A 13,052-nucleotide genomic window follows, 5' to 3' on the forward strand; every position below is an offset into this window, starting at 1 on the left:
GCCACTTCCCGCTCTTCTGTTTTTGATAATCTTTTTAGCTGACGTTTATCCAGCCCAGGGCACTAGTATAATTACAATTTAACAACTTGTTCAACTTGATCATTTATACTAACTGGCACTCCGATAAAGTCGAAGTGTTCTTTATTACATTTTTTCAGGAGCAGCTACGCCAATTAAACGTAGAGCATTTGCAATTGTTTGACGAGCAGATGTTACTAGAGCTAGTCGAGCTTCTGATAGTGCCATGTTTTCTGGGTTCAATACTTTATCTGCATTGTAGAAGCTATGGAATGTTGCAGCTAGTTCTTGAATATATGTTGCCACACGGTGAGGTGCACGAAGTTTTGCAGCGTCCGCTACTACTTGTGGGAAGTCACCAATTTTTTTCAATAGGTCTAGTTCTTTTTCACTTTGTAATAACTCAAGTGAGTCGGTTGCTGCATTCATCTCTTGTGTTTCAGCTGAGCGTAAAATAGAGCAAATACGTGCATGTGCATATTGTGCATAATATACAGGGTTTTCATTTGACTGAGAAACAGCTAAATCTAAATCAAAATCCATATGAGAATCACCAGAACGCATCCCGAAGAAATAACGAACCGCATCCAATCCAACTTCTTCTACAAGCTCACGCATTGTAACTGCCTTCCCTGTACGCTTACTCATTTTCATTTTTTCGCCGTCTTTATACAGTTGAACCATTTGAATAACCGATACTTCTAATTTTTCGCGCTCATATCCAAGTGCCTCGATTGCCGCTTTCATACGTGGGATATAGCCATGGTGGTCTGCTCCCCAAATGTTAATCAGTTGGTCGAAACCACGAACCAATTTGTCTTCATGATAGGCGATATCTGGTAATAAATATGTGAAAGAGCCATCACTTTTTATCAATACACGGTCTTTGTCATCTCCAAAAGTAGTGGAGCGGAACCAAGTTGCTCCTTCTTCTTCAAAAATGTGACCATTTGCTTTTAATTTGTTGAGAGCTACTTCAATTTTACCGTCTTCGTATAATGAAGTTTCAGAGAACCAGTTGTCAAAGCCAACACGGAAATCTGCTAGATCTTTTTGTAATTTAGCAAGTTCTACTTTCAAACCGTGTGCACGGAATGCTTTATATCGTTCTTCATCTGACAAAGTTGTAAATTTATCGCCATGCTCTTTCACAAGATTTGCAGCAATATCGATTATATCTTGACCACGGTAACCATCTTCAGGCATTTCTTTTTTTAGATCTAATGCTTCAAAATAACGCACTTCAATGGATACTGCTAAGTTGTGAATTTGATTTCCAGCGTCATTAATATAATATTCGCGTGCTACATCGTATCCAGCAAAATCAAGCACATTACATAATGAATCTCCTACAGATGCTCCACGAGCATGGCCTAAATGTAAGTCACCAGTTGGATTTGCTGAAACAAATTCTACTTGAATTTTTTCCCCAGCACCAGAAGTTGTGCGTCCGTAATTTTCTTTTTCCGTAAGGACTGCTTTTACAACTTCCTGTAAATAATCTTTTCGAACAGTAATATTCATGAATCCTGGCCCTGCGATGTCAATCTTCTCCATCATCGTACCTGACATATTAAGATTTTCAACAATCGCTTCAGCTACTTGACGAGGCTTTCTTTTAGCAAGCTTTGTTAGTTGCATAGCAATATTAGTTGCATAATCTCCATTTGCTTTGTCTTTTGGTGTTTCTAAATGGATAGAAGGAATTTGCTCTACCTCTACTAATTCCGCTTTTATTATTGCTTCTTTCAATGCCAATTTAATGGACTGTTGTACCTTTTCTACTGCGTTCATTTAATTCGCCTCCGTATAAAATAGTTCTAATGTATATGTCCCAGCAACCTCATCATTGATCAGTAGCTCATATTCCACATGAAAATGACCATCTTCAAAATGTAGGTGCGTCGTATTTGTAGTTATCATTAATGTGCCATAAAGCGTATCGTAGCTCCCGTTTTGAAGCTCTCCTCTTTCAAACGGCAAACGCATTTTGACTCCACCACTTCGCAAAATTAAAGCGGATTTACCGCCAAGCTTCACAGTTGTTCGCACAACTTTCTCATCCTGGATTTCTTCGTAAACTAAATAAGGCTGATTCCCTTTTAACGTTAGTTCACCAGTCGTTTGAATATCGAATATTTCCTTATCGACATTTGGATGACAAATAGTAGATTTTAAACGAACATTTACTGGCTTTTTTAATGGTTGAGACATTGCTTTCATCCTTTAAATCATTTTTAAGTAGAATACCTATTTTATGTACATTTTATATGATCCATGTATATATATAACCTTCACATTATATCTTAAAGTTCACTTATGTGACAACTAATCCAAAAAGGAATACCTCCTAGAACGACAGCGCAATTCCAGTAAATGGATTAACGAGACCATTTCAGCGATAACCGAGACCAATCTGTCATTAACCACAACCAATTTCCAAAAAGCGAGACCATTTCATCATAATCGAGGCCAAATAAAAAATTGATTTGATAAAAAACCATCCATGAAAACTATGGGGACAATCTATTACTCAATTGGCTCTGGAAATGGTATTGAAACAAAGGAAATGGTTCTATTAGTATCAATCTAAAATAACAATTTTAAAAGGTCCTTGTGCACATTTCTACACAAGGACCTTCTGATTATTTTATTATATATTCGAGTCAATTTCATAATAAGGAACAAACAATTGATATCCGAACAAAGTTGATCTCCGCTTCAGGCGGACGCTTTCCGCGGGCTTGGCTTCAGCCTCCTCATCGCTTCGCTCCTGCGGGGTCTTCAGCTCAAGCTATTCCCGCTGGAGTCGCCCCCTTCCGCTTCAATCATCGAAAAAAAATTTTTATTTTCACGAACAATCAATATATCATTAAAAATGTTCCCTTTTAAAATTAGAAAAAGTAATTATGAAATCGTCTCAATTAAATGCTATTTATTAACAAAACATAAAATTATTTCTCTTGATATTTACTAGTAAAGTGTTTGCTGTTTGTTTCACTTAGTTCAGCACCGCAGATAGAATAGAAAATTGCTTTCTATTTCACCCAGCCTAGAATCATTTCGCGTAGTAACTTCGATGCAGTATTAGCTGTTTGTTCCGATGAGTCGTAAATTGGAGCTACTTCTACTAAGTCGAAACCGACTACATTGACACCTGAGTTCGCAATTGCATGGATTGAAGCAAGTAGCTCGCGACTTGTAATACCGCCGCAGTCTACCGTTCCTGTGCCAGGTGCATGAGCAGGATCTAATACATCTATATCAATCGTTACATAAACAGGTCGGCCATCTAATGTAGGAAGCACTTCTTTTAAAGGCTCCAATACTTCAAATTTAGCGATGTGCATGCCATTTTCTTTTGCCCAGTCGAATTCTTCTTTCATTCCAGAACGAATTCCGAAAGAATAAACATTCTTTGGACCAATGTGTTCTGCAATTTTACGAATCGGTGTGGAATGGGAAAGTGGTTCTCCTTCATATTGCTCACGTAAATCAGTGTGAGCATCCATATGAATAATCGCAAGGTTATCGTATTTGTCCGCTACTGTTTTCATAACTGGCCATGATACTAAGTGCTCCCCGCCCATCCCTACAGGAATCTTGCCATCTTGTAGAAGCTGACGAATAAAACCAGCGATCAAATCTAAACTTTTGGAAGCATTTCCGAAAGGAAGTGGAATATCCCCGGCATCAAAATAGTTTACATCATCTAGCTCACGGTCTAAATATGGGCTATACTCCTCTAAACCAATTGATACTTCACGAATTCGTTGCGGGCCAAAGCGTGAACCTGGACGGTAACTAACCGTCCAGTCCATTGGCATACCGTAAATTACCGCTTGGGCTTCTTCGTAGTTTTGATTACTTTTAATAAATACGTTCCCTGAATAAGCTTCGTCAAATCTCATCGGCTTACTCTCCTGCTAAATCCTTCACAAATTTAGGTAATACGAAAGCTGCTTTGTGAAGTTCTTTTGTGTAATATTTTGTTTCAATATCAAAGAATTGCTCGTCCGGCACTTGAAGTGGATCGTATTTTTTCGAACCAATTGTGAAGCACCATAGACCACTCGGATATGTTGGAATGTTCGCCAAGTACATATTTGTAATTGGGAAAATTTCTTTTACATCTTTTTGCACTTGTCTGATTAAGTCCGCTTTGAACCAAGGGTTGTCCGACTGTGCAACGAATAATCCATCTTCTTTAAGTGCTTTTGAAATCCCGGCATAGAAACCTTTTGTAAATAGATTCACAGCAGGTCCAACTGGCTCTGTAGAATCTACCATAATTACGTCATATTCGTTTTCAGATTCAGCAATATGCATAAAGCCGTCTCCAACTTGAACATCCACACGTGGATTATCTAGCTCACATGCGATTTCAGGTAAATATTTTTTAGAATACTCGATTACTTTTCCATCTATATCAACAAGAGTAGCTTTTTTCACTTTTGGATGCTTCATAATCTCACGAATTACTCCACCGTCTCCGCCTCCAACAACTAATACGTTTTCTGGATTTGGATGTGTAAATAAAGGAACGTGCGCAACCATTTCATGGTATACAAACTCATCTTTTTGTGACGTCATAACCATTCCGTCTAAAAAGAGCATATTCCCCCACTCTTCTGTTTCTGCCATCTCTAACAGTTGAAAATCCGTTTGCTCTGTATGAAGTGTACGCTTTACCTTCATTGTGATGCCAAAATTCTCGGTTTGTTTTTCTGTAAACCAAAATCCAGCCATTTATCTATCTCCCTTACCAATATGATTTTTTTGTTATATGTAGTTTATCAAAAAAATAAATACAAAGGAAAGTATAGAGGTTTTTGAAGAAAGTGCAATAGTTTTTTCTTTCACTGTTTAATTTGAATCTATTGTTCTCATACTAATGAAAACATCGAAAAAGAACGGAGTAGATTTTTATGCGTCGTGCACAATACCGAAAAAAAGCCAGTCGTTCAAAACGCATGAAAAGGATTATTCTACTAAGTGTTGCTGCTATTTGCGCGTTTTTCAGTGCATTTGTTACTCTCCGTATTTATGCACAAATCGTTGGGGCACCTATTATTCAAGTACCTATTTCTTCAGTTTTTTTAGATCATCAAGGAAATGTGATTGGAGATCGATTTAACGAACAGAGACGTTATTGGATTTCTTTAGAAGAGATGTCTCCTTTCGTTGCACAAGCCGCTATTGCAGTAGAAGATCAAGAGTTTTATGAGCATAATGGGTTTGATTATTCTCGAATTGCTTCTGCTTTATTGAAAGATGTAAAAGCCGGCAGAAAAGTAGAAGGTGCTAGTACAATCACCCAACAATATGCACGAAACTTATTTTTAACGCATGAAAAATCATGGAATCGTAAAATTAATGAAGCTTTGTACGCATATAGATTAGAAATTTTTTATGAAAAAGATGACTTACTAGAAGGCTATTTAAATACTGTCTACTTTGGACATGGAATGTACGGTGTGGAAGCAGCAAGTAGATATTATTATGGAAAAAGCGCAAAATCGCTGACACTTGCAGAATCCGCTTTATTGATGGCTGTTCCAAAGGGGCCTACACATTATTCTCCAATAGTAAATGAAGAAAAAGCAGTCACTCGCCAACAACTTATATTGAAACTAATGGAAAACCAAGAATTTATATCAGCAGAACAGAGAAAACAGGCTTTAGATGAAAAATACGTCTTGAAAGCAGAAGATTCTATTGTAACGAAGAAAACAGCCCCTTACTTTTTAGAAGAAGTTTGGAAAGAAGCAAGTCGAATTGTTCAGAGTAAAGGTCATCGTATAGAAGAAGGTGGTTGGACAATTCAAACAACCTTAAATAAACAACATCAACAAGCAGCTGAGGAAAGTATTGAAAAATGGATGCCAGAGGGCGAGCTTCAAATTGGATTTGTTAGCATGGAACCTAAAACTGGATATGTGACCGCAATGGTTGGAGGACGTAATTATGCAGAAAGTCCATTTAACCGCGTGACGCAAGCCAAAAGGCAACCTGGTTCAATCATTAAGCCATTATTATATGCAGCGGCACTTGAAAACGGATTTTCCCCACTCACCTATTTGAAAAGCGAACGTACTATTTTTACGTATGATAGTGGGCGTCAGGAGTATGAGCCGAAAAATGTGAATGGTGAATTTGCAGATCACCCTATTTCCTTGGCACAGGCCCTTGCTATATCAGATAATATATATGCCGTAAAAACACTAGAGGAAGTTGGATATAAACGCTTCCAGCAATTAATTGAACGATTTGATATCAATATGAAAGTTGCAGATACACCAGCAACGGCTCTTGGAACATCTGAGGTATCTTTGTTACAAATGACGAAAGCTTATAACACCATTTCAGCAAAAGGAATTCAAAGAAAACCTACCTTTATAACTAAAATTACAGATAATGATGGTAAAGTCATTTATGATGTGGAAAATGAAAAACTGAAAGAGAAAAAAGTATTGCTAGAACAAGATGCATTTTTATTATCTCATTTAATGACAGGGATGTTTGATCCAATTTTTAATGATTACTCTCCAGCAACAGGCATTAGTATTCGTGCGAAGCAATCGCGACCATATGCAGCAAAATCAGGAACGACTAATACTGACCAATATCTTGTCGGCTTCTCTCCTCAATTAACTGCAGGTGTTTGGAATGGCTATGACCAAGGAAAACAAGTAAGTGACGCGGAAGCCAAGCAAGTTACGAAGCAAGTTTGGATTGAATTTATGGAAAAAGCACATCAAGGATTGCCTGTAGAGCCGTTTATTTCTCCACCCGGTGTTCGAGGAGTTATTGTCGATATAGAAACCGGTGGAATTGCAACTTCTGCTTGCAGCAAACAACGACTAGTCTACTTAAAGGAAAAAGATGTTCCAAAAAAATTATGTACTGATCCTAAACTGAAACAGCATACGTTCGAAGAAAACGAAGATGATGAACCATGGTCCCTATTCCCTTTCTCCTTCTTTGGAGAATAAATTTATAATTCATCTGGAAAAATAAAAAGCTTTCGATCACCTAAATTAAGGTAATCGAAAGCTTTTTCTTAGTAAAAAATCTTGCAGAAAACTTGTAGTAATCGGATTGGGTTGTCACAATTCCACTTGTTCTTACATAGTGACTTTCACTAAGTGTCCTAGCATTACTGTTAAGTAAGCTTTAAGTAAATTGTACTTTCTTTTTTATATTAATTCAACCATATAAAGCCATAAAACAGAAATGTCACAATTTCCTGCTAATAATTATGCGTTCAAATCAGTGTGTAGCTTTTCTTCACTTCGTTCCCACATTTCTTTATTGTGAGATTGTAAAAAGTCACTCAAAATAGTTTTTGAACGAGCATCCATAAAGTCTACAAGTATATGGCGTTTCATTGATTTGTCCATACGGTTTACGTGATCTGCTAAATTTTTAAAGCCACGACGTTTTTCTCGGTTGATAATCATTTCACAAGCCGCTACTCCGGCGTAATATGGTCCATCTTGCTTATAATCTATCGTCACCCATACAAGCCAGTACGCTTTTCCACCCTCAGATTCCTCACGATTTGTCGTAAACTTGATACCTCTCTCCGTATCACTTCTTGCATGCATAGCTCCGATTTCTACTCTTGCAACACCTTCTTCTATATCAACAATGACTGGCGACACGTTCTCCAATGATAGAGAACCAATCCCAAAACCTTTATGTCCGTCTGTCGGATCATTTTTAATAATGGTAAAGCCCATTTTTTGTTTTGGTTTTTCTTCATTTCCCATTCGAAAGTTCCCTCCGTTCTGTTATGATATTAGTATACAGAAAATTTCACTAAAGGAGGAAATGATATGCCATACGTAACAGTAAAAATGCTTGAAGGTCGTACAGAAGAACAAAAAAAGGCTTTAGTTGAAAAAGTGACAGCTGCAGTTTCTGAAACATCTAATGCACCTGTTGAAAATGTTGTAGTATTTATCGAAGAAATGCCAAAAAATCATTATGCAGTAGCTGGCAAACGCTTTAGTGATCAGTAATCAGACCAGGACTCCTTAGTATAAGGGGTTCTTTTTTTATTCACAAAAGTTGGACTGTTGATCTCCGCCCCAATCAATAGAAAGTATTTAAAGATATTTTTTACACAGGCTTAACCACTTGTGAAGTAAATACGATCGATTATTTTATTAATTCGGCCGATTGTTAGCCGTATTCGACCGATTCATAGCACTATTCAACCGATTGTTGTCGTTATTCGACCGATTCATAGTAGTATTCAACCGATTATTATCCTTATTCGACCGATTCAATATTTTCATCAGAATTAATAAAAAAAAGCCGCCCTTATTGGACAGCTCGTTCATTCATTAAATTCATTACAAATGAAAATGCCTCTTCAATTTCTTCTTCCGTAAAATTAAGCTTTCCTTTGACAACGTGAAGTTTCTCTATTTGCTCTTCTTTTGGCATATGATCGAAGTATAGTAAAGTTGATACTAGCTCTAAAAATCTCGAGCTTTTGTCTTTCATCTGCGTAATACAAGAAACTAGTGCTGGACTTGTCTCTTCTAATTGAGCCATTTGAGCAAAGTGCTCTCCCTCATTAGTCATTTGATATTTATATTGTACGTATGACCCTTTATCTTGTCTTTCTTCATTTAAAAATCCCATATTGCATAGTTCTTCCACACGCGTTGTTAACTCTACTGAATAAGGTCCATATACATGAAACTCATATTTTTCTTTAAATGGAAACTGCAATTTTTTCGCTATATATACCATCTTTTGTAGTTTTTTTCTTCCGGTAATTCCGTCAGCTGCTCCGATAAATTGTACAATTCTTGCATGTTCTTCTAGCAATGCGACCCCACCTATTCTTTCAAATTCACCTCTACACCAGAGGCTATAACCTAATCAGTTATTGTTACCAACCAATTAAGTTAGCAATTCTAATATTTGTTTTTTTAATGCTTTTTTCTTGCCATCTTCTGTTAAAAAATCCTCTGGAAAATATAATTTATGGTCTGTTCGACGTTTTCCTGATATTGCTTCCACTATTTCAGATTCACGGGACAGCTCTCTAATTTCGCCATTTTGCATGAGCAATTGAATTGGAATTCTTTCTCCTTCTTCTCCTGGTCGATAAAAATCGTATGGCAAGTCTGATGACGAATCAAAAACCAAATAATACTCTGGGTCTATACCCGCTTTTTTAAACAATACCTCCAACTCTCTCATCTTCATATAATCCTTTGCCAAATCAAATTCAATGTATTGAAATAGCTTTCGATTGACGAAACGATCACATAAATCAGCTAAAATGGAGTCTTTTTCCGTTATCCACAGCTGAAAGTAAGTTAATAAAACACCCTCATCTAATGCGAGATATTCTTTTAATGTAAACGTTCCATCAAAAAAAGATTTAAAATGAGTAGGTTGTTGCTCGAAGTCATAACCACTTTCACTCAAAGCCTTCGCACGATGTAAAATTTTCGTTAAAATCACTTCTGCACTGCGGGAGACTGGATGAAAATACACTTGCCAATACATTTGATATCTACTCATTATGTAGTCTTCTACTGCATGCATCCCACTTGATTTTATAACTACTTGGTCCTCACGAGGACGCATGACACGTAAAATACGTTCCATATCAAAATGACCATAGCTTACGCCTGTATAATAGGCGTCACGTTGTAAATAATCCATACGATCTGCATCAATTTGACTCGATATCAAGCTTACTACTTGTTTGTTTGAGTAAGTTTTAGCTATGACATCCGCTACTTTTTGTGGAAAATCTTGACCAACTCTTTTTAAGATTTCATTTACTTCCGTATCACCAATCAATATTGCCCTCGTAAACTCTTCATGATCAAGAGCAAACACATTTTCAAACGCATGTGAAAAAGGTCCATGTCCCAAATCGTGTAGTAGCGCCGCACATAACACTACGAGTCTTTCAGATTCATCCCATTCCGGTCGATTTTTAAAACTATCATCCACTATTCGGCGAACAATTTCATAAACTCCAAGAGAGTGATTGAAACGGCTATGTTCTGCTCCATGAAAAACTAGATATGTAGTTCCAAGCTGTCTAATTCGGCGAAGTCGCTGAAATTCCTTCGCTCCGATTAAGTCCCAAATTACTTGATCACGGACATGAATGTATCGGTGAACAGGGTCTTTAAACACTTTCTCTTCTGCTAGCTTTTGCGATGCATAGCTCATTTAGCCACCTCCGTGATTTAAAGCGTAAGCACCTGTTTCTACTGGTATCTAATGAGAAAATCCGATTTCCACTTGGTGTTCATAGAATATTTTCAAAAATCCTCTAGATAAGGGTGCTATAGCTAGTTGTATTTCATCTATTATAAAGAAAAAAACCGCTCAATGAAAGCGGTACGAGTTCTATTTATACTTCCAGTTTAGCGCGTACTTTTTCCATTAATTCTTCTTCGGTCAAGGCAGCAACTGGGCGGTTATTAATAAAGGCGAACGTCTTTTTTCGACCTGGTCCACAGTAGGATTGACATTCTTTAATTTCAATATCCGCTTCTGGATCTATCGCTTTGAGCTTTGGAATTAACGTTTTTAAATTAACGGCCTGACACTCATCGCAAACTCGAAAATGGTTTGCCATATTGTCCACAACCCTTTCTATTTTTAGTAATAGTCTACAGGTCATTGTATCTTAAATTATATATTGCTATCAAGTGTATTTTACGTGAATAAAAGAGCGATAAGTTGTCCATTATGTTAATAGAACAACGAAACTATGAACATGGTAGGAGGACAAACATGGTAAAAATAAGACAAGACGCATGGATGGAAGAAAACGACGAAATGCTTGCAGAGATGGTGCTACGACATGTCCGTGAAGGCAGCACTCAATTAAATGCATTTGAAGAAGCTGGGGATGAATTAAATCGTACAGCTGCTGCATGTGGATTTCGCTGGAATGCTGTAGTTCGTCATCAATTTGAAAAAGAATTGAAGGAAGCGAAAAAAGAACGCAAAGAGAAACTTCGTCTACTAGGAAAAGACTATAGACGTAGAGGAAACGGTATTTATCTTGCGAAGCCTGCTGAAAGCGGTGAGCGTCCAACCTCTATACCAGTTTCTGCATTATCAATTGATATAATCATTGCGTATCTCGTTCGATTACAACATAGCGATTCAGATATATCAAGATATCGTCATTTAGCAAACGTTTCTACTGAGAAAATCAGAAAACTAGAAAGCGAAATTGCAAAGCTAGAAAAAGAAAATGCAGCAATTAAACAAGATTACGAGCAATTCGTCCAAATCATGAACCGTGCTAGACGTTTGGTTACATTGAATGATGAAGAAGCCCCAATCACTCCGGTATTTCAAATGGAGAAGAACGGCAACCTAATAACTAAAGAACCACCAACCATTTAAAAAGTTGGTGGTTTTTTTCATGCTAGTTTTGCATTATACATATATGCCAGATACACGGATGTACGCTTGCCGCACGCTACGCATGAGTCTCCGCAGGATGAGTCGTTCCTTTGTCGCTCCCACATCCTTTACGGGTCTCATTCTTCGCGCTCTCGCGGCTGTAAGGCGTACATCCTGATGACACCCTTCTATAAAAACCATTTCAATGAAAGAAGTGAAATCAGGATAAGATATAGAAGATTGTCCTCATTATTATAGAGATCGTAAACACGGATGTGCGCTTGCCGCACGCTACGCATGAGCCTCCGCAGGATGAGTCGTTCCTACGTCACTCCCACATCCTTTACGGGTCTCATTCTTCGCGCTCTTGCGGCTGTAAGGCGCACATCCTGATGACACCCGTAAATAGTTACAATTCAATGAAAAAAGTAAACCTGCTGCCGGGTTTTCAGGATTATTGATGATTAATAATACATTTAAATAGAATCTACTTTATTACTTATTAAGAGAATACACTAGCATTCGGGCCTTGCTAGTCAAATACGCTTAATTGTAAGCACACAATAGTTGATTTTCGTTTTAGGCGGCGACTCCAGCCGGAATAGCATGAGCTGAAGACCCTGGACTGAGCGAAGCGAGGGAAGCGGCTGAAGCCATGCCGGCGGAAAGCGTCCGCCTGGAACGGAAATCAACGGTACCCACACAAAAGCGAGTATGTGAACGAAATGTCACTCACATGCTAAGAGATTCCTTTAAAAATTCGTATTGTGAGCCTTTCTTATTTCTCAAGCATCTTTTTATTTCGATCTACTACCCGTTGCAAATAAAACAAGTAGAGTTCCATTTCTTCTTGCGTGACAGATTGGGAGACTACGTTAGTAGAAAGATGGTGTAACATTTGTTGGATGCGAATGACGATATCTTCCACTGTAAAAGAGGCACCAAGTAATTCATTTAAAGATGCCATAACATCTGGATTAATTACTGGATAACTAAATTTCGTTTCTTCTCCTTGTACACCATATTCATAAAATTGACGAATCAGATCTGCTCGTTCGCTTCCACTACCTTCCACGCACAAATAAACTTGTACGGCGATTCCTTGACGAAGTCTTCGTTGAGAAATTCCAGCAAACTTCTTTCCACCAATACTTAAATCATATGAACCTGGGCAATAAGATCCTACAATTTCATAAGCTTCTATTTTCCCTTCTGCTTCTGGAAATAATAGACGAACAAATTCTAGCATTACTTCATATCCAGTTGGGATATCAATAGACTTATCTATTTCAGATAAGACGATTGATATATTAAGTACTCCCTCATCCAAAACAACCGCAAGTCCTCCAGAATTACGAACTATTGGAGCATATCCTTGTGAACGTAAGAAATTCTGTGCATCCTCTACGAATGGGAGACGATGATCTTGAATCCCAAGTACAACCGTATTGTCGTGTACCCACGTTCGAACCGTTGCTGGAGATTGCCCTTGTCCGACTAAATGGCAGAGTAAATCATCCGATGCAAATGACTCTAATGCAGAACGACTTTTTCCACTTAGCGATTGATCCCAAAATCGCCATGTTTCTTGCTGTAATAAATCTTCTGTTTGAGACATTTAT

The 13,052-nt window shown here is 37.7% G+C and carries 12 protein-coding genes; 3 read left to right on the forward strand and 9 right to left on the reverse strand.

The genetic code is table 11. The features are described from left to right. Nucleotides 1–144: 144 nt before the first annotated feature. The 4 genes from argS to speE all read right to left on the reverse strand — a co-directional run bounded on the left by argS (nucleotide 145) and on the right by speE (nucleotide 4,767). The gene (argS, locus tag WAX74_RS04675; RefSeq protein ID WP_336496499.1) at nucleotides 145–1,812 is read right to left on the reverse strand and encodes an arginine--tRNA ligase; all 1,668 of its coding nucleotides are present in this window, start codon (nucleotides 1,810–1,812) and stop codon (nucleotides 145–147) included. Beyond that, on the reverse strand, nucleotides 1,813–2,232 hold the full coding sequence (locus WAX74_RS04680; RefSeq protein WP_336496500.1) for a YwiB family protein: 420 nt from the start codon (nucleotides 2,230–2,232) through the stop codon (nucleotides 1,813–1,815). It lies immediately after the preceding gene. 824 nt (nucleotides 2,233–3,056) lie between these two features. Further along, nucleotides 3,057–3,929 (reverse strand): agmatinase, encoded by an 873-nt coding sequence (gene speB / locus WAX74_RS04685; RefSeq protein WP_336496501.1) that lies wholly within the window; start codon nucleotides 3,927–3,929, stop codon nucleotides 3,057–3,059. Between the two features lie 4 nt (nucleotides 3,930–3,933). Further along, a complete protein-coding gene (speE, locus tag WAX74_RS04690; protein ID WP_336496502.1) occupies nucleotides 3,934–4,767 on the reverse strand; it encodes a spermidine synthase in 834 nt (277 codons plus the stop codon). 179 nt (nucleotides 4,768–4,946) lie between these two features. On the opposite strand from speE, the gene WAX74_RS04695 reads away from it, so the two are divergent. Beyond that, complete coding sequence (locus WAX74_RS04695) at nucleotides 4,947–7,013, forward strand: transglycosylase domain-containing protein (protein WP_336496503.1); 2,067 nt, start codon at nucleotides 4,947–4,949, stop codon at nucleotides 7,011–7,013. A gap of 264 nt (nucleotides 7,014–7,277) precedes the next feature. Here WAX74_RS04695 and WAX74_RS04700 read toward each other — a convergent pair whose 3' ends face one another. Next, nucleotides 7,278–7,793: a YwhD family protein gene (locus tag WAX74_RS04700; protein ID WP_336496504.1), complete on the reverse strand. Its 516-nt coding sequence runs from the start codon at nucleotides 7,791–7,793 to the stop codon at nucleotides 7,278–7,280. Nucleotides 7,794–7,859: 66 nt separating this feature from the next. Between WAX74_RS04700 and WAX74_RS04705 the strand changes: the two genes are divergently transcribed. Further along, a complete protein-coding gene (locus WAX74_RS04705; protein WP_336496505.1) occupies nucleotides 7,860–8,045 on the forward strand; it encodes a 2-hydroxymuconate tautomerase in 186 nt (61 codons plus the stop codon). 304 nt (nucleotides 8,046–8,349) lie between these two features. Here the strand turns inward: WAX74_RS04705 and WAX74_RS04710 are convergent, their stop codons facing one another. The 3 genes from WAX74_RS04710 to WAX74_RS04720 form a co-directional block, all read right to left on the reverse strand. After that, the gene (locus WAX74_RS04710) at nucleotides 8,350–8,865 is read right to left on the reverse strand and encodes a YwgA family protein (RefSeq protein ID WP_336496506.1); all 516 of its coding nucleotides are present in this window, start codon (nucleotides 8,863–8,865) and stop codon (nucleotides 8,350–8,352) included. Between the two features lie 75 nt (nucleotides 8,866–8,940). After that, on the reverse strand, nucleotides 8,941–10,236 hold the full coding sequence (locus tag WAX74_RS04715) for an HD domain-containing protein (RefSeq protein ID WP_336496507.1): 1,296 nt from the start codon (nucleotides 10,234–10,236) through the stop codon (nucleotides 8,941–8,943). Nucleotides 10,237–10,420: 184 nt separating this feature from the next. Next, on the reverse strand, nucleotides 10,421–10,648 hold the full coding sequence (locus WAX74_RS04720) for a YuzB family protein (protein ID WP_336496508.1): 228 nt from the start codon (nucleotides 10,646–10,648) through the stop codon (nucleotides 10,421–10,423). 158 nt (nucleotides 10,649–10,806) lie between these two features. On the opposite strand from WAX74_RS04720, the gene WAX74_RS04725 reads away from it, so the two are divergent. Continuing rightward, on the forward strand, nucleotides 10,807–11,430 hold the full coding sequence (locus WAX74_RS04725; protein WP_336496509.1) for an RsfA family transcriptional regulator: 624 nt from the start codon (nucleotides 10,807–10,809) through the stop codon (nucleotides 11,428–11,430). Nucleotides 11,431–12,208: 778 nt separating this feature from the next. Here WAX74_RS04725 and WAX74_RS04730 read toward each other — a convergent pair. Beyond that, nucleotides 12,209–13,048, reverse strand: coding sequence for a lipoate--protein ligase family protein (locus WAX74_RS04730; protein WP_336496510.1), 840 nt, complete (start codon nucleotides 13,046–13,048; stop codon nucleotides 12,209–12,211). Nucleotides 13,049–13,052 lie beyond the last annotated feature (4 nt).

The sequence above is a fragment of the Psychrobacillus mangrovi genome (genome assembly GCF_037104765.1).
Taxonomy (GTDB): domain Bacteria; phylum Bacillota; class Bacilli; order Bacillales_A; family Planococcaceae; genus Psychrobacillus; species Psychrobacillus mangrovi.